Source organism: Nostoc sp. ChiQUE02 (assembly GCF_034531305.2).
Taxonomy (GTDB): domain Bacteria; phylum Cyanobacteriota; class Cyanobacteriia; order Cyanobacteriales; family Nostocaceae; genus Nostoc.
Genome location: NZ_JAVRBN020000041.1, coordinates 43,584 through 63,113, shown reverse-complemented (window position 1 = coordinate 63,113; position 19,530 = coordinate 43,584). Strand labels below are relative to the sequence as shown.

At 43.3% G+C, this 19,530-nt stretch carries 9 protein-coding genes and 1 pseudogene; 4 read left to right on the top strand and 6 right to left on the bottom strand.

Annotated elements, in window-relative coordinates:
- Positions 1–79: 79 nt before the first annotated feature.
- A pseudogene (locus tag RM347_RS28775) lies at positions 80–529 on the bottom strand (methyltransferase domain-containing protein); the annotation flags it as partial.
- A gap of 78 nt (positions 530–607) precedes the next feature.
- Positions 608–1,348: a Uma2 family endonuclease gene (locus tag RM347_RS28770; protein ID WP_322720471.1), complete on the bottom strand. Its 741-nt coding sequence runs from the start codon at positions 1,346–1,348 to the stop codon at positions 608–610.
- 148 nt (positions 1,349–1,496) lie between these two features.
- Here RM347_RS28770 and RM347_RS28765 point away from each other — a divergent pair, with 148 nt between their 5' ends.
- Together RM347_RS28765 and RM347_RS28760 are read left to right on the top strand one after the other, a co-directional pair.
- Positions 1,497–5,426: a HEAT repeat domain-containing protein gene (locus RM347_RS28765; protein WP_322720472.1), complete on the top strand. Its 3,930-nt coding sequence runs from the start codon at positions 1,497–1,499 to the stop codon at positions 5,424–5,426.
- Between the two features lie 506 nt (positions 5,427–5,932).
- Entirely contained in the window at positions 5,933–6,424 is a 492-nt protein-coding gene (locus RM347_RS28760; RefSeq protein WP_322720473.1) for a hypothetical protein, read from the top strand.
- 108 nt (positions 6,425–6,532) lie between these two features.
- On the opposite strand, the gene glgB is transcribed toward RM347_RS28760, so the two are convergent.
- From glgB to RM347_RS28745, 3 genes are all read right to left on the bottom strand, one after another.
- Entirely contained in the window at positions 6,533–8,824 is a 2,292-nt protein-coding gene (gene glgB, locus RM347_RS28755; protein ID WP_322720474.1) for a 1,4-alpha-glucan branching enzyme, read from the bottom strand.
- A gap of 163 nt (positions 8,825–8,987) precedes the next feature.
- Positions 8,988–9,320 carry a hypothetical protein gene (locus RM347_RS28750; RefSeq protein ID WP_322720475.1) on the bottom strand — a complete coding sequence of 111 codons (333 nt, stop codon included), beginning with the start codon at positions 9,318–9,320 and terminating at the stop codon, positions 8,988–8,990.
- 796 nt (positions 9,321–10,116) lie between these two features.
- A complete protein-coding gene (locus RM347_RS28745) occupies positions 10,117–10,314 on the bottom strand; it encodes a hypothetical protein (protein WP_322720476.1) in 198 nt (65 codons plus the stop codon).
- Positions 10,315–10,815: 501 nt separating this feature from the next.
- Here RM347_RS28745 and RM347_RS28740 point away from each other — a divergent pair.
- Together RM347_RS28740 and RM347_RS28735 are read left to right on the top strand one after the other, a co-directional pair.
- Complete coding sequence (locus tag RM347_RS28740; RefSeq protein WP_322720477.1) at positions 10,816–11,514, top strand: hypothetical protein; 699 nt, start codon at positions 10,816–10,818, stop codon at positions 11,512–11,514.
- Positions 11,515–11,832: 318 nt separating this feature from the next.
- On the top strand, positions 11,833–13,671 hold the full coding sequence (locus tag RM347_RS28735; RefSeq protein WP_322720478.1) for a peptidoglycan D,D-transpeptidase FtsI family protein: 1,839 nt from the start codon (positions 11,833–11,835) through the stop codon (positions 13,669–13,671).
- 104 nt (positions 13,672–13,775) lie between these two features.
- On the opposite strand, the gene RM347_RS28730 is transcribed toward RM347_RS28735, so the two are convergent.
- Complete coding sequence (locus tag RM347_RS28730) at positions 13,776–19,163, bottom strand: translocation/assembly module TamB domain-containing protein (RefSeq protein ID WP_322720479.1); 5,388 nt, start codon at positions 19,161–19,163, stop codon at positions 13,776–13,778.
- Between the last annotated feature and the right edge of the window lie 367 nt (positions 19,164–19,530).

The following is a 19,530-nucleotide window of genomic DNA, read 5'->3' as shown; positions in this document are numbered from 1 at the left end:
TTGATTTCTTCCTCTATTTTCATTGATTCTGCCACTCTTCAATAGTTCATCTGTTCTAGCAAAGTTGACATGCTCCCTATAGTTCCCGATGCTCATCTAAGCAAACCGAAGTAAAGGGAAGTTTGACAAGACACTGATAGGTAGGTTTTTTGTGGACATAATGTTCTCGAAACCCTTCTCTTTTTATATCCCTTCTCACGGCATAATAAGCTTTACCTCCTGGTTTTAATAAGTGTGATACTTCCATAAGAACGTTAGTTTGTTCTTCAGTAAATAAAACATTTAAAACATAAAAGCAAATTATTGTATCGAATTTATTATCAGGATATTCTGGAAAATAATAAGGGTCATAGCCTGTAATATTACAACCTTTTTGGCGCAATATTTTAACATCATTACCAAAGCCACAACCAAAGTCTAGTATTTTGCCTTGCAAAAGGTTTTGATTTAATAAAAACTGTGCAGGAAATGACAGATAACTTCTTTCGATCGCAGTAAGATGGCTGAACTGATTTTTTTGCTGTTTCATGGAATTTTGGTGCAGATGTCCCAAAATTATTATTCCCAGCATTTCTTTAGGTTATGCGATGTCTACGACGGGCTACGCCTATGCACCAGGGTCAATACCTAACTCACGTAACTTAGCTGCTAATATATCAGCACGCTGGCGTTCTTGTTCAGCACGTTGGCGTTCCTGTTCAGCTTGTTCGCTGCTCCACAACAGCAAATTTCCTTCTGTATCCCACCAGCGCAGCCAATTCATGGTTTGGCATAATCTTTCACCTTGCCAAATTCCGAGAAATAACTCTAACTCAGGAATCCAGTAACGTCCATTGCTATCTGCTTGCTGCAAAGTATATTGTCCATTTTGCAAGCATCGTAGTTCTATGCTTGGTTCGTAAGGGTCGTAGGTTACGTAGGTTGGAACTTGGAGAATCTTTTCGTAATAATAGAGTTTACCGTAGGGTGGAGTTGAACGGACTGATAGTTCTCCACCTTCTGTGTCTGAGAGAAATTCCATCACTACAGCCACAGCAGCACCTTCTAAATTTGGGGTATAGCTGCGACGAATTACATTTGTTCCTACAGACTGCACTTGAGGGACATAAAACCAGTCTGGTGCTTTGACAACGATTTTTTTGTTGACTGTGGCTACAAGTCCAAAATTAGAGCCAATCAGCATCTGGGGTTGGATGCGTCCTGTGCTTCCCAAAGCATCGGTAAGCGCAGCAGCGATCGCAGGTTGTTGAATATTTTCCACTGGATCGTCAGGTAAAATGAAGTCGGCTGGAAGTGCTTCCCAAGTAACTATTGGTTCTTTTTGGATGGGGTTAACTTGTAGAACCATAAAACTACTCCTAATATCAATGCACAGTTATTAGTTATTTTTAGCAAATCTTCAGCCAGCATCGCTTTTAAGCTAAAAACCCACAAATCTGGAAAGATTTCTCTGACAGCTGTATATACTCATAGTCAAGCACTTAGCAGGCGTGAGTATGATAGTTGAGTGGTTCACTCTCTGGATAGGTAAAAAAGCGGTTGGATTTCTCGTCAAAACTATTATCAGCGAAGAATTTTTCAAAGATTTAGTCAAGGACTACGCTAAAGATTTTTTCAAAAATATCTTTAATAATGCTGTAACTGCCCCCTTTAAGCAAGAACCTCTTCAGAAAGCTGTAGTTATGGCGCTGACAGAATTTTTACAACTGATGCAGCAGCAGTTAAAGGTTCGTTGCAAACTTTCTGAAGCTGAAATTCAAAATTATGCTGAAGATATCAAGAAATTTATCCGTGATAAGTCGGTTAAAGAAATTCTTGGTCAGGCTTTTGATATTAAATGTGAGTCTCTAGATTTTAAAACACTAGCAGATAGTTGGAAAAGACTTCAACTCAAACCTCTACCACCTAAATTTAACTGGCAAACAATTACAGAGCAGTATCTCATCCAAGTTCAAGATATTCTTTCGGATTCAGAAGAGTTACGCTATATTCTGGAACTTCAAAAATTATCCAGTATTGATAAGACTTTAAAAGAAAACGCTGATATTCCCAAGGATTTTAATTTACCGCAATATTTAGAAACTATTCGTGAACGCTACGGCAATCTGAAGTTAGATAGTTTAGAAACTACATCCCGCGAACATCCGGTAAATCTATGGCAAATGTTTATCCCGCAAAATGTGCGGCAAGTTTATCAGGTTTTACCAGAACTGCCTAAAGAATATCTTCGCAGGTTACAAGAAAGTAACCAATTAGATGCGGAATTTGAAATAGAAAAGCTCCAAGAGGAAACAGAACGTTATCAACGTACTTATTTTGAACAGCCAATCCGTTCAGTCTTAGATGTTATCCGAGATAAACAACGCAAAAATTATCTAGTTATTTTAGGCGATCCTGGTTCCGGCAAGTCTACATTGTTGCAATACCTAGCATTGGATTGGGTAGAAAAAACTCTCGAACAGAATGATTTTAATCTACCAATTCCTTTGCTGATTGAATTACGCAATTATATGCGCGATCGCGATGCTGGTAATTGTAATAATTTTCTCCAATTTTACCATAATAGTCCCAATTGTTTTTATCACCTCAATCAGCATAAATTGCATGAGCAGCTAAAGGCTGGTAACGCTTTAGTCATGTTTGATGGTTTGGATGAAATCTTTGAACTGGCAAAGCGGGAGGAAGTAATTACCTGTATTCATCGCTTCACTAATGAATATCCCGATGTGCAGGTGATTGTCACTTCTCGGATCATCGGCTATAAGCAGCAACAATTGCGAGATGCAGAGTTTCGCCACTTCATGTTGCAAGATTTAGAACCAGCACAGATTAAAGATTTTATCGAACGTTGGCATGATAAAACTTTTACTCAAGCCGAAGAAAGAGATAAAAATATCAAACGTGAGCGGTTACAAAGAGTAATTAATGAATCAAAAGCAATTGCAGAACTAGCACAAAATCCTCTGCTGTTAACGATGATGGCAATTCTCAATCTCAAGCGAGAATTACCCAGAGATAGAAGTGAGCTGTATAAAGATGCTTCAGAGGTTCTGTTGCATAATTGGGACGAGGGACGCAATTTAAAGCCCGATGAACGTCTGGACATTATTGATTATAAAGATAAACAGGCAATGTTGCGTCAAGTTGCTTATCAAATGCAAACCAGTGAAAAAGGTTTAGCTGGCAATATTATCTATGCGAATGATTTAGAAGCAATCTTCACTAAATATCTGCAAAGCATACCAGTGAGTGATGCCAGAGATAAAGCCAGACGGTTGATGAAACAACTGCGCGATCGCAATTTTATTTTATGTTTCTTGGGTGCAGATTACTATGCCTTTGTGCATCGGACTTTTTTAGAATATTTCTGTGCTTGGGAGTTTGTCTGGCAGTTTGAGAAGGAACGCAGTATTACAATTGAGTATCTCAAAACTGAAGTTTTTGGCAAACATTGGCAAGATGAAACTTGGCATGAGGTATTGCTGTTAATTGCGGGAATGATTGAGCCAAAATTTGTTGGTGAAATTCTTGATTACTTGATGGTGCAAGATGGCGAAGAGGAAAAGTTTATCAACCTGTTTTTAGCGGCTAAGTGTCTTGCAGAAGTGAGAAATCGCTCGGTGATTGCGTCAGTGGCTAATAAATTGCTTAACGAGCTACAAGATTTAACTCAATATGACCTCTGGTATTATTACTCCCTATCTGATAAGGAAGAAACTAAGCTAGTTCAGGAAATTCGCACTCAAGCAGTTGCAGCGATCGCCACAATTTGGAAAGATAACCGTGATACCTTACACTGGCTCAAAGACCGCGCCACTGCTGATAATCAATGGGATGTGCGACGTGCAGCCATCCAAGCATTAGCCAGCAATTTCAAAGATGACCCGGACACCCGCTCATTTCTCAAAAACCGCGCCACTGCTGATAATCAAGGGAATGTGCGAGGTGTAGCCATCCAAGCATTAGCCAGCAATTTCAAAGATGACCCAGAGACCCGCTCATTTCTCAAACACCGCGCCACTGCTGATAAAGGGGATATACGACGTACAGCTATCGAAGCATTAGCCAGCAACTTTAAAGATGACCCGAACACGCGCTCGTTTCTCAAATACCGCGCCACTGCTGATAATCAATGGGTTGTGCGACGTGCAGCCATCGAAGCATTAAGCAGCAACTTTAAAGATGACCCGGATACCTGCTCGTTTCTCAAAGACCGCGCCACTGCTGATAATGAAGAGAATGTGCGATATGCAGCCATCGAAGCATTAGCCAGCAATTTCAAAGCTGACCCAGAGACCCGCTCGTTTCTCAAAGACCGAGCCACTGCTTATAATCAAGGGGATGTGCGACGTGTAACCATCCAAGCATTAGCCAGCAATTTCAAAGATGACCCAGACACCTGCTCGATTTTCAAACACCGAGCCACTGCTGATAATCAAGGGGATGTGCGACGTGTAGCCATCCAAGCATTAGCCAGCAATTTCAAAGATGACCCAGACACCCGCTCAATTCTCAAAGACCGAGCCACTGCTGATAATCAAGGGAATGTACGATGTGTAGCCATCGAAGCATTAGCCAACAATTTCAAAGCTGACCCAGAGACCCGCTCGTTTCTCAAACACCGCGCTACTGCTGATTATGATTGGGATATACGACGTACAGCTATCGAAGCATTAGCCAGTAATTTCAAAGATGACCCAGACACCTGCTCGATTCTCAAAGACCGCGCCACTGCTGATAATCATGAGTATGTGCGACGTACAGCTATCGAAGCATTAGCCAGTAATTTCAAAGATGACCCAGACACCTGCTCGATTCTCAAAGACCGAGCCACTGCTGACAATGAATGGAATGTGCGAAGTGCAGCCATCAAAGCATTAGCCAGCAACTTTAAACATGACCCTGACACCCGCTTAATTCTCAAAGACCGCGCTACTGCTGATAATCATGAGTATGTGCGAGGTGCAGCCATCGAAGTATTAGCCAGTAATTTCAAAGATCACTCAGACACCCGCTCGATCCTCAAAAACCGCGCCACTGCTGATAATGAATGGAATGTGCGATATGCAGCCATCAAAGCATTAGCTAGCAATTTCAAAGATCATCCCGACACCCACTCGTTTCTCAAAGACCTCGCCACTGCTGATGATGGGGATGTGCGACGTGCAGCCATCGAAGCATTAGCCAAACACTTCAGAAATCAGCATGAGTTGTTTGACATTTACAACGATTGCGCTGTCAATGACCCCTTTGAGCGTGAGCAAGGCTATGAAATCAACCCTCGGCGCATTGCAATGGAGATAATTATCAAGCAATTTCCTCAACATCCCCAGACTTTACCACTGTTGCGCGACAAAGCAGAGAATGACCTAGATGAGGAAGTGCGAAAGTTTGCTCAAGAGAAGTTGGCAGAATTAGAGAAGTAGCTTGACAAACTCAGGTTACATTATTAAACGAAAGCAAATATACCGGGCGATTAGAAATCGCGGCTACACAAACAAAGTCCGCCTGCGCGGACTCAAAGAATTTGAAACCCACGAAGGTGGGTTTTGTCTGTATAGCCGCGAATTCCATTCGCCAAGGCAGGTATGTTTTTACACTCATTGAGATGCTCCCCTCAAAATTGCTCAAGAACTTTTAGATATATTGAATGAATCATCTTGAGCAGATACACATGGTTAACTGTTACCCAAGCCGAAAATACTAGAACAGTTGTAAAAATTAGCAAAACTCCAAAAAAGTGCTCCTTTGACATCTACCCAAATAATCCTAAGTTATAGTTTGTTGGTTTAACCAACAGCATAATCTGTTCGATAATCTTCTCAGAAGATGTGCCGCAGCTACGCCCGTCGTTGACATCGTATTTACTTTGGGAATCATATACTTAGCAAATTTTGCTACTAACTCTCTACTATCCCCAGGTAATTATACGATGGACGATCGCAATATCACAGGCACTCTTTCCCCAGAAGATATCCAAGAAATTAAAGCAGTGTTACAAATAATCGAACAAAAGATGCCCTTTCTCATTGCTTTAACTACACAAGAACGCCGCAAGTTATTCAAAATGGGCGATAAAAGCCTAGCTTTTGTTACCAATAGCGTCAACGTTGCTCAGTCTAACCGTGAAATTCTCCCAGCCAGCTTTGATATTGAGGAATTTATCCAGGATTATCAATTAGCTACCACACTCAGCGAACTTTTAATCTCAATCCGGCAACTTACCGAACAAGTAGATGATACGCTCTTGGCAGTCGGTAGCGAAGCGATGCTCGGCAGCTTAACAGTTTATAATTACGTCAAGACAGTAGCGAAAAAGACTCCAGGCTTAAAAACTGTAGCAGAACTGTTGAGCGATCGCTTTAAGGCTATTAGTAAAGGCAGAGCAGCAAAAACTTCCGACTTCCGATTCTTGAGAAATTAATACTCGTTGATGAGTCTTTGAGGATTACCAACAAATAAATTATCCAATCTTGTGTGTAAATCTTGTCCGCCCTTGGTTATGGGCAGGCTAGACACCCACCCCTAACTGTTATCCCATGACCTCAGCAGTCTTTTTCTTATCCAACTTGAGAATCAACACACCTAAAGGTGGCAAACATAAATCCAGGGAATAGGAACGACTGTGCAAAGACCAATCATCCGTCCACTTACCACCTAAGTTGCCCATATTGCTGCCGCCATACTGACGCGCATCACTATTGAACAACTCGGTATAAAATCCCTTTTGCGGTACACCGATGCGGTAGTGAGAATGGGGTTGCGGTGTAAAATTGCAAACCACGATCGCAAAATCATCAGAATCCTTGTCACGACGGATGAAGGAAACTACACTATGGCGGTTATCGCTACAGTCAATCCACTCAAATCCTGGTTCAGCAAAATCCTGGGTGTACAAAACTGGTTCAGAACGATAGAGATGGTTTAAATCCTGGAAAAACGTTTTTAACTGTTGGTGCGGCTCATGCTGCAATAAATGCCACTCCAAATCTGCCCAAGCATTCCACTCGCTCCATTGCCCAAACTCCATGCTCATAAACATGGTTTTCTTGCCTGGGTGAGCAAACATATAGGTAAATAAACAACGCACATTAGCTAACTTCTGCCATGTATCCCCCGGCATTTTGCCGATGATATTGCTCTTGCCATGCACCACTTCATCGTGTGACAGAGCCAGCATGAAGTTCTCGCTGTGGTTGTACCACATACTAAAGGTAATGTTGTTTTGGTGGAACTGGCGGAACCAAGGATCCATGCTGAAATAATCCAGCATATCGTGCATCCAGCCCATATTCCACTTCAAGTTAAAGCCCAGTCCGCCTGTGTAAGTGGGCCAAGATACCATTGGCCAGGAAGTGGATTCTTCAGCAATTGAGAGAATACCGGGGAAATAGCTAAAAATAATGTGATTGACCTGACGCAGAAAATCTGCTGCATCTAGGTTTTCTCTGCCGCCGTACTGGTTGGGTAGCCATTCTCCTGGTTTGCGGCAATAGTCGTTATAGAGCATCGAGGCAACAGCATCGACACGAATTCCATCAATGTGGTACTTGTCAAACCAGAAGAGGGCATTGGCTGCTAGGAAATTACTAACTTCATGGCGACTGTAGTTGAACACCAAAGTACCCCATTCTTTGTGTTCGCCCTTGCGGGGGTCAGCGTGTTCGTACAGGTGGCTTCCATCAAAGAAAGCTAAACCATGTCCATCTTTGGGGAAGTGACCGGGAACCCAATCTACAATTACCCCAATATCATTTTGGTGACATTTGTCAACAAAATACATGAAATCTTCGGGGCTGCCAAAACGGGAGGTGGGGGCATAGTACCCAGTTACTTGGTAACCCCAAGAACCATCAAAGGGATGCTCCGCAATGGGCAGCAATTCTAAATGGGTGTATCCTAATTCTTTGACATAGGGAATGAGTCGGTCAGCTAGTTCCCGGTAGGTAAGGAAGCGTGCGCCTGGCTTCAGTTCAGAAACCACAACTACAGGTTCAGTTTCACCATTTGGCAGTTTCGCTGGTTCTGCACTTGAAGCGTGTAACCAAGAGCCTAAATGCACTTCGTAGACTGAGACGGGTTGGGTAAGGGGGTCTGTGTGACGCCGCTTTTCCATCCAGCTTTCGTCATCCCAACTGTAAGCATCTAAATCAGTGACAATGGATGCCGTTTTCGGGCGGGGTTCTTGCTGGAAACCGTAGGGATCGGATTTTTCGTAAATGTGTCCTTCAAAATTTTTGATTTCATATTTGTAATGTTCTCCCACACCGATTTCAGGAATAAATAATTCCCAAACTCCGGTGGAGCCTTTACGCATCTGGTGTTTACGTCCATCCCAGAGGTTGAAGTCTCCCAACAATGAAACGTTGCGAGCGTTGGGTGCCCAAACGGCAAAATAAACGCCCTTAATCCCGTCTATTACTGTGGGGTGCGCTCCCAGTTTTTCGTATATTCGGTGATGGTTGCCTTCACTAAACAAATGCAAGTCAAAGTCTGTCAAGTTGGGAGAACGGAAAGCGTAAGGATCATAGGTGACTCGCTCATGTTCCCCTTCTTTAATCCGTAACTGGTAGTTTGCCAGTTCTGGAGTGTCAATCGTGCATTCAAAAAAGTGGGGATGATGAACTGTTTGCATTGGGTATTCCTTCCGTTGTTCAGGAATAACGACCCATGCTGCACTTGCATTTGGTAGGTAGGCCCGCACAGCCCAGACAGTTTTGCCGTCTTGTTCTATGGGATGAGAACCTAGTATTTCAAAGGGATCGTTATGCTGATTCCAAACGATGCTGTTAACCTGTTCAGGGGCGATCGTGGTCATGGACATGAAGCTACCTAAGTGAAATAACGTGATTGACTAAATCTACTTTTTTAATATCTATATATATTCTTTACATTTATTTGCAATTTTGTCGCCACCGTTATCCTACATCAGAATGAGTCATCAGTCTTTTTGGGGCATTGGGCATTGGGGATAAATGACGAATTTATCAAAAATTTAAAAATGGGAAAAATTGAAGTAACGTTTTACGTAAGCGAAGCAAGTAAATCTGTTCCCGAATTTTGGGATCTAGTTTTGGTGGTGGGGCAAGTTGGAGCTGTGCTTGTAATTGAATGTATTCGGCAGCTGTGAGGAATCTTCCATCGATAGGCGATCGCGCTTCTATGATAATCTTTGTCCGTAATATTTCTTCTGGTGTATCCTCTGGTGGCGGTAATGCGATTACCTCTGATCCCCAATAGCTACTTAAGATAACTAAAGCTAGACTAATCACAATTAAGCACAGTAAGTTTACTGCCTTTCTCGCTTTAACTCTCCCCATCTCCTGAACTGCGTACACAACGCAGGATGAAAATCTGTTTTTCCCATGCCCCATACCCAAAGTTATAAATTTTGCCAATAAAAATCTGGCAATATCAAGGGACATTACCAGGTCTATCCTAATACGGAATAGACTACAGGGAATGCTCAAGAGCAATTGCCAGCGATCGCGATGAATTTTTTTGCCCTTTCAAAACTCAGGAGTCTAAGCAATTTCAAACACCAAAGGACGGAAGTACGCCGCCCCCAATATGGCTTAGATTCACATAAGTCAACTCCCTTGGACTGGGAACAAGGTTCTATCGGGCAGGAATTTACAGCGGACACTTGGTCGAGGATGTAAACCTCTTTACCAGAGTCCTCTACTTCCTGCCTAATTAGCTGATATTTGAGCAAACTCTAGGCTTTGATACACCAAACATAAACAGGCAGGTTCTTACGTGAACCCAATTCATTCAAGCTACAGCAGTTTGCAAGTAAGTAAGGTACAAAATGCCGGACTCACGCATTAGATATAAAGAATTTCTACCTCCTGCCTTCTCCCAAGGGGAGATGCTAAAAGCGATCTGCCCCCTGCCCTTCGGGTACTCTTCGAGAACGCCTTCGGCGAACGCAGTCGCTCATGGGGGAAACCCCCTTGGCGCTAGCCTCTCCCTTTGGGAGAAGACCGCGCGGTCTCACCTCCTGCCTCAAAACCCGTAGTTTTGTACTTCATGCAAATGAAAACTGCTGTATGTAGCGAGGAACGCTGCCACTAAGCAGTTCTGGGCGTGATTTAAACTAAAGTTTAAGATGCCTTATTTAGGAGTAGCAGTGGGAGTCGCTGCGGGAGTCGTTGCGGGAGCCTTGGTAGGAGCAGTGGCAGGAGGTGCATCAGTTGGTTCACCTGTAGCAGCTGGAGTACTAGTACCAGCACCATCACCACCACCTTCACAGGCTCCGAGAATTGCAGCCAGACTTAACATTAAAGCAAAACCAAAGATTTTTGTTTTCATAACTCCTCTTTCACCAATTGTGGCTAGAACAATTTTTCGCCTGTTGAATACGATACCGTATTTATTGCTTTTTTTTAAATGCTGCGAGATTACATACTTAAAAAAAACAATCCTTTGGGGTATTCTTTTTGAGATTAGGTGTTATACAGCTATCTGATTCGTTTCTCTTAACTCAGGAGCAAAGCGGAAATTACCAAATTCTTTAGTCAACCGAGCTATCCAAAAAATTTTATTTTTTTCACAGAGTATTGCACCTTGCTACCTGACGTTGCCATACTTTAGGTGCGATACCTAAAGGGTAAGCTGTCCAGTTTCTAATCGCTGATTGCAAACATTGCATATCTAGGGGATGCAAGCATTGGTACAGCTACCTATCAGAACAGTTAAAAGGGTGTAGTCTGTTATGTGTGCTTTTTGCACCGAAGGTGATTTTAACCCCAGCAAAAACAGACAATCTAGACAATCAATCTAAAGTACAGTATTTCTCATCTAAAAAAATTTATGGTAGTTGCTCGTAAATCTGCTGTTTCTACAAGGGGTAATTGGTTTAAGCGAGATTCTATCCTTTCTTTAGGGAGGCGACGCTCTGGGCGTACGGAGTCAGCAGCACAGAGCGCTTCTACACCAGCTACTCAAGCCACACCAGTATCCTCTCAAAGACAACAGCGTTCCTCGAAAAATCTAGCGGTTTCTCCCACAAATGAGGCAGTTATGCCCAAATCGGTGAAAGAATTGGGTAGACAACAAGTGCCAAATCTCAATGAGCAGTCGAGTGCGAACCAGAAGAATCGGGGGGTAGGTTTTCTTCGCCTTCCCACAATGCCCAATTCTGGAACGGCACCTTTGTGGTTGCTGCGCTTGTACACTATCCATCGTTATTCGTCAGTTCTGGCGTTCTTGTTAGTAGCATCGACACTTGCTGTTTATGGCTGTACAGTATATTCCCAAGAGCTTTGGAGTCAGTCATATCGCAGACTGCAAAAGCTCCAACGTCATGAGCGGCTGCTAACGACAACCAACGCGACGCTGACAAATAAAATGGCTGATGAAGCAGAAAAACCAACAGCAGGGTTGGTATCGCCAACTCCTCAAGGGATGATTTTCTTACCTCCGGCATCTCATAGTCCTCAGCCAGCATCATCTAACACACCGCCAAATTCTGAAAAGCAACAGCAAACACTCTCGCCACTGGGATACTAATTCTGGCGTTGGAGAACAGTGAGATGAATTGAGGCAGGGGAAGCAGAGGGTGAATTTAAATCTACGGAGGTGAGTTTTGCTTGTGTAGAGGCGGTTTAAAACCTCAATTTAACTTAAGTTGACACCAATGACAGCTGTAACCCCTAGCAAAGATTGCGGTTCAACAGAGATGAAGAACGCTGTAATCTGAGTTTCCACCTCTTGCATCTGTAGGTTTATTTTGGAGAATTGGTAAAAGGCTAAGAGTCATTTGTCATTTGTCATTAGGACTCAGACTTGTGGCAAATAACAAAAGACAAAGGAGAAAGGACGAACCCAATGCAGAAGTCACCAAGCAGAACAAAATTCAGAAAGTTTCGGAATTCAGGATTCACAAGGCGACAAAAGGGTGATAGACGAGGGCTTTTAGGAAAATTAGCCTCTAATATCCAAAACCAAACATCCAACACCAAGTCTCGACTGTTCATCGTCTGGGGCGTATTAATGGCAGCAGGGTTGGGGTTAGGTGTCAAGTTGTATAACCTCCAAATTGTCAAGGGACCAAAGTTAACAGAACAGGCGCGAAACCAGCAAATGGTGAATTTGCGACCTTTTATGCCCCGTCGCCCAGTGGTAGATCGCAATAGTAATCTGTTGGCGATTGACCGTCCTGTATATACTTTGTACGCTCATCCCAAGCTGTTTGATAAGTCTAATGAAGATATGGCAGAGCGTCTTGCCCCAATATTGGCAAAAGATACTGCTGAATTAGTAAAAACTTTTCAAAGCAAAAAAAGTGGAATTATACTTGCCCCAGCCCTACCGGAAGAAATTATCGATCGCGTCATCTCTTTGCGCTTAAATGGCTTGGAGTGGATTCAAAAATACTCCCGATTTTACCCACCAGACGATTTGGTTGCTGATGTGGTGGGCTATGTGAATGTTGACCGCCGTGGTCAAGCAGGTGTGGAATACTCTCAAGAGAAGTTACTAGAACGTCCTGTGCAAACGGTGCGGCTTAGTCGGTCAGGTAATGGGGCCCTAATGCCAGATCATGCACCCGAAGGTTTTCTGCATTTTGATGATTTGCGACTGCAACTCACTATCGATAGCCGTCTACAACGAATTGCCCGCGTTGCACTCAAACAACAGATGGAGAAGTTTGACGCTAAACGTGGGGCGGTAATTGTCATGGATGCGTTGGATGGTTCCTTACTCGCTCTCGTTTCTCAGCCTACTTATAATCCTAATGAATACGCTAAAGCTAATATTTCACTATTTAAAAATTGGACGGTGGCGGATCTTTATGAGCCGGGATCGACTTTTAAGCCTTTGAATGTAGCGATCGCTCTAGAAAATGGCATCATCAAACCAGATGATATGTTTAATGACTCTGGTTCTATTCGAGTCGCTAATTACACCATCAAAAATGCGATGAATAATGGTAATGGGCGAATCAGCATCGCTCAGATTTTGCAATATTCCAGCAACATTGGCATGGTGCAAATTATCCAACGCTTAAAGCCTTCAATCTACTACAACTGGCTAGAACGCTTAGGGCTGGGACAAAAAGTTGATACAGATTTACCTTTTGAAGTTGGCGGCCGGCTCAAAAGTCAAGAAGAATTTATCGCTTCGCCAATTGAACCAGCTACTACTTCCTTTGGACAAGGCTTTTCCATGACACCGTTACAGCTAGTGCAAATGCACGGTGCTTTAGCCAATGGCGGTAAGTTGGTTACACCCCATGTAGTTCGAGGGCTGATTGATACCAAAGGGCAGATGCATGATTCACCTACTCGCACGATACCACGCCAAATTTTCTCAGCCGCAACAGCCCAAAAGGTTGTAGAAATGATGGAAACTGTTGTTACTGAAGGCAGCGGCAAGGCGTCACAAATTCCGGGATATCGCATTGCTGGTAAAACTGGTACAGCCCAAAAAGCAAGTCCTAATGGTGGCTATATCAAAGGTGCTAGAATGACGAGCTTCGTGGCTATTTTGCCAGTGGAATCTCCTCGCTATGTAGTGTTCGCACTCGTGGATGAGCCAAAAGGAGAAAGTGCTTATGGTTCTACTGTCGCCGCGCCAATTGTGAAGTCAGTGATCGAAGCACTAATTCCTCTTGAAGAGATTCCGCCAAGTAAAGCGATCGAGCAACAGTCGGAAACGCCTTAGAGAATGGAGTTCTGCGTTTGCGAGTATTAAACCAGATTTTGCAAGTGCGTAGGCGTAGCCCGCCGCAGGCATCGTAAATGCTGGATTTTAGAAAAAGACTTAATTTAAAATCGGGTTTCATACTCAACTAGAAATCTATTTTCATCTCCTAAATTAGTTGAGCCTCGCATGAGAATTTCGTCATTAAGTCGATAGAGCACGTTGTAAAGGAAAGAGTCATTGCTAGAAAGAGCGCGTGATAAAGAAACAGACACATTTCTATTGACATCAAACACACCTTCTGCTGATAAATTAAGAATTGAAGCCCTCGTTGCTTCATTGGTAGATGGAGTAGGAAATATCCGAAACTCACTGAAACCAACAGCCTGTCCGATCGCAGTGATAGTTCCTTGTAAACCACCTAAAATACTAGAACTAGCGAAATTAGTCAGCCCTTGGCCTGCATCTGTTTGACCGAAAGAACTCAAAATTGAGCCACCCAGCAGAGCAACTATTTCTCCCCGACTACGGTTCGGTTCACTCGTCAGTTCTAGATTGTCCCCCAATTTACTAGCTGGCCCGTTCACCCTTGCTTGAACGCGGACGCTACGTAAAGTCCCAAAGTTGTTTACAGATACATCGCTGATTTCAGCAGATAATGGTGATTCCAAAATTCGACTGTTCCTTGCCGATGCTTCAGGTACAATTGCGATTAGTCGGACATCCAGATTCGGATCGAGTCCTTGACTAGGAATAAACCGCGCAGTGTGTTCGTAGCCCCGCGCCAAGGTAAACTCAGTGGAAAATAAACTCAGTCGTCCTCCTGTCAAGCGAATGACTCCTTCAGGAAGCGGCTTGGCTAATGTACCATTAATGGTCAAGCCGCCTTTGGCGTCAAAGCTCAATATCGGCTGACTAAAGGCGGCTCCTCCTGGTACAAAGCTCAGTAGAGACTGACTGGTAACACGAACATCGTCGTCTAAAATCAATTTTAAATCTGCAAACTCTATAGGTAAATTGGGTGGAGTGACTGCGCTAGTGCTTGCGTCTGCTGTAACCACTGGCTTAGTGCTTCCGTCCACTGTAGCGGCGCTATTCTCTGCTGTAGGTGTGACGTTAGGGTTAACCTCTTCTCTATTTAGATTTATAACGTTAGTATTAGCCTCTGCTGTAGCTGCTGATTTTTTAGCAGTAGTAGTCGAGTTTCCAATAATTACCTGACCATCACTCAGCTGAATCTCTCCACCAATTACAGGTTTTAACGCTGTTCCACGAATTACGATATCACCGCCGACACCGCCTTCATACAGCCCTGCAAGCTTAAAATTGAGTTTGTCTGCTATTGATACTGTGAGGGGATTTGCTGCGGCTTGTTGAGAATCAAAAATTGGCAGGATACCTGACGCAGTTACTTCCCCTTGATTATAATTACCTTGGATATTTTCAACGCTTACCGTACTACCATTAAATTGCGCTGTTCCTGTGACATTCGTTAGGGGTTCAGATAAGGCTTCAGCGCGAAAGGTAGCATTATTAACTATGGCATTTCCGTTAATAATTGGTTCGTCTAAAGTACCTTGGACATTTAAATCTACTTGTCCTTGACCATCTACCCAAGCAACTTGATTGTTGGTCAACAGGTTTAACAGTGCCAATCCTTCATTTTGCACATTGGCGTTGATGCTGATTTGATTGCTATCCGGTTGCACTTCGGCAAAAGGTAATGGAGCAGGTACGCTACCTGTAATGGCAACTGGCTGTGTTCCTGTCACTAGTAAGGTACTATCAAAATTCAAGCGAGCATTGTTGTAATCAAAGTTCACTTGTCCTGTTTGCACAGGTTGCTTGTTGAGAGTTGCATTCGCCAGTGTCACTTCCCCTTGTACTCTCGGATCTTGTAAACTACCTCCCAAAGTGGCGTCAGCATTTACATTACCAGTTATATCTATGGGATATTTTTCGATAAAAGGTTGTAAAAGTGATAGAGGTAAACTTGCTACATTCAAGTTTCCAGATAGTTGCTCAGTTCCTAACTGTCCTGAAAAAGCCACTAGTCCTTGATTGATACCAACACTCAAGGGCGAAAGTGTCACGATACCATCGGCAAAACTGCCTTGAGCAACGATTTGATTGATGGAGTATTCACCCCATTGCCAGTTTGCACCTTGAAAATTAAAGCCAACGTTCAACCCAGATTTTAACGAGCCATTAGCTGTAATTGCTCCGCTCAAAGCACCTGTTAATTCTGCAAGGGTGGGCAAAGATGAGGTTTTTTTTGTCTCTACTTGCCGTTCTTTTGCTATCGATGCTGCAATATTCGAGAAATATGCTAACTGTGTTTTCAAATCTGCATTGGGTAAACTGATAGACTCAGTTTTAAGTACCTCTGCTCCAGCTAACGTCGGAGGCTGCAACCCGGTACCAAGGTCTTGAAAGTCGAAAATATTAAAAGCTTGTAAAAGTCTCTCGATTCTGGTTTCGCCAAAATTAGCTTGGAATTGAAATTGCGGGTCGTTCCCTGTTTGCACATTTCCACTCAGGGCGATGTTGCTACCTCCAATCCGCAATTGACCATTAGCCAAGCTAGCAGTACCATCTGCATAATTGATGCTACCGCGAAACTCATCTGCTGTAACTCTGGCAACACGAGGCCCTGCGATCGCAACGTCTCCCGCAATTGCATAATTATTCAGATTAACAACTAAGTTTCCCGATAATTGCCCCGCCAGTGGTTTCAATTGATTGTTAGGTAAAAAGCCCCCAACAAGAGCGATGGGAAACTGTTGGGCGTTGATGAACAAGTTATCTCCCTCAGTTCTACCTGTGGTAACTGCCTCATCGCGGCGAACTAAAAATGAAGTTGGACGATAATCTGCACCTAGATTCAACGCTATCCTATCTTGCTTCCCGGCTAATCGCAGACTTCCTCCTTGTCCCCCTTGAAAGTTCACGTTTCCAGTTAAAAGTGGGTCAAATGCCAAGTCACTCACATTGAAATTCCGCAGCCGGATATTGCCATTAGCTTGCGGTACGTCTAGAGTACCTGTAACTTGTCCCTTAAAATCCAGTAACCCCGCTAGTTCTACGTCACCAGGAACTTGAAAACCAGTATTTTGTAAGTTGAAATTCTGCGCCAGTACATTTAGATTAAATCCCGCAATTTCGGGTGCGCCAGTTGGTGGAGACTGAATAGCGATCGCACCATTAGCACTCAATCCTGGGGTACTTGCGTTTTCAACTATAATCTGCTGTCCATTCCATTGAAATTGAGCGGTGAGCGGTTTTGCCAGCAGGGCTACCCCTTGGGAAAGGCGGATTTGTCCGGCGGCGCGAATATCTGCAAGCTGGAAAGATTGCGTTGTCCCTGCTAACTGGATATTGCTATTCAGCCGTCCTCGCAGTTGTGGTGAGAAACGGTTGAGTTGAATTTGAGAAGTGTTGACAACCCCTTGCCAGCGTTGTTGTGCAAGTTGACCTTTAGCTCTGATTGTGCCGCCTGCGACGTTCACAACCGCATCTGGAAAGACGATATTCTCTCCTTGTTTAGCAACAACAACTCGTCCGGTAGTGGGATAGGTGGCGGAAGGCGCTTGTATTCGTGCTACTGTTTGCAGATTGCTCAAAGTGCCGGAAATATTGGCATTTGCCGATACATTTCCAATGGTGATGGAGGGTGAGGAGTTATATGCTTTTGCGATCGCATCTCCTGGTAAATTTTGTGCTTGCACATTCAACGCTACTCTACCTTGGGGTGCAAGTTGAACTTGACCGCTGGCTGTGACTCGCCCTCCCACCTCTGGATTTGCCTGAACGCGAGCAATATTGACATTTAACGGTCTACCTAAAGAACCAGAAACTTTAGCGTTCGCAGATATACCACCAACATTAATCGGAGTTGAGATGCCGTAACCTTGAGCGATCGCATTTCCTGGTATACCTTGAGCTTGAATGTTTACGCCTACTTGCCCTTGGGGAGCCAGTTGAATTTGACCATTGGCTGTGATTTTCCCCCCAGATGGTGGCGTTATCTGAACATTGGAAACATCAAGTTTCAAGGGTTGCTTGGCAAGTGAGCCAGAAATTTGGGCTTTTGCTGAAACATTCCCAACTGCGATCGGTAGAGTAACGCCGTAGTCACGTGCTAGTATATCCCCTGATATTCCATCAGCCTGAGCATTAAATATTACGTTGTCTTTGGCTCCCAGATTAGCTTCACCGTCGCCTGTAATTTGACCACCGGCTGCGGGGACTATTTTCAGATTGGAGACAACAAGTTGAGATGCAGTTTGAGAGGCATTCAAGCGGAAATCAGTATTGATGGTTTTAAACTGAACGCGGTCAACTTGAATAGGTTTTGTGTTGCTTACCGTACCGTTGATAACTGGTCGCTGAAGTGGACCTAGTACCTGAATATTTGCTTGAACTTCGCCACTAGCTGGGACTGACGAATTCACTTTCAATGTATCTAAAATATTTTTTGCACTAACAGGTTTTATCTGAGCAGAGACATTAAAACCTGTTTGAGTATTAATTGTACCATTTGCCAGAATGGGAACTTTGCCAAAGTTCGTACTCAGATTATCTAAAGCAACTGTCTGACCCTGAAAAAGAAATCTTCCATTAAAATTAGAAACTTGCTGAGGAATATTTTGAATTTTAGCAGTGACTTGATTAGCTGTAGCTGTTCCGGTAATTGCTATGTCTGACAGTTTGGGTGGAATCTGAATCCCTAAGTCAGCATTTAAATATCCTGCTTGTAGAGCTATCGGTAACTGAATTAATCGAGTTATATCAGATGCTTGTAAATTTTGTGCTTGCAGTTGGAGGTTCGTTTGTTGAGCTTTTAGTTGAGTTTCGCCAACAATTTTAACAGCGCCTCCCCTAGTGAGTTGAGCATTGATGTCATAACCAATCCTTTGATTTTGATCTGAAAATCGGGCAACACCACCAAATTGATCTAATATTACTGAGCCTTTCGGTTTTGTTGGTGCAGGGAATGGCATCAACTCTACATCGCCATCTTGAATTTGAAGTGACTGCAACTCAGTTTGAATAAAGCCTTGTCCCTCCCCAGTCTTAACTTGGGCTGTTACCCAACGACCATCTTTATCTTGTTGGATGTAGACATTGGGCTGAACTAAGGTGACATTTAAAGCCAGTTTTCGGCTAAGGAGGAGTTGTAACGGCGAGAACTGTACCTCTAAAGCTTTTGCTACCACCTGATCTCGATCAGTAGGAGTTGCTGGTATTGATAAAGAGCTAAATCTCAGACTAGAAAGCGAAAAACGTTCAACGTTCCCAACTTTTACTGGACGCCCAAGCAATTGCTGAAGATTTTGTTGCACTAACGGTGCTAAATCTTTGTATACATAACTTCTAGCCCACCAAGCACCAACTGCAATTCCAACCAGCAAAACGACACCCACAACTAAACTGGTACGTCCTAAAAGCAGGAGCCAGAGACGAGGATTAGATGGTTCCTGATTATTTCCTGAATTTGGAGATTGCGTCATGATCGTTACTAGTACCAGTACTTTTTTCTGGAATCAGCTGAAAGACAGGCTAGTAACAGTTGTATCAGCCAGTCACAAGCTGTGGCTTTATATATATCGAGTAATAAATTGTGATCCGAAATTATTTATTCTCGCCTTAAATTTTGGAGATTTCATCTGGAGTATGGTACTTAATTAGCACTTCCTCTATCTGAGAAGTAATTCTAGCTATTCTCTGCTTCACCTTTTAAAAATCTATAGTCATCCAATTAGTTATCAGACAAATTTTCCCTCCCCTCTGTTAGGCAAAGTACATGATTACTATGTCTTTTCTCACAATATATCTATTGTTAGCAACTATCTTTTGCTCTAAAAATTAATATCTTTA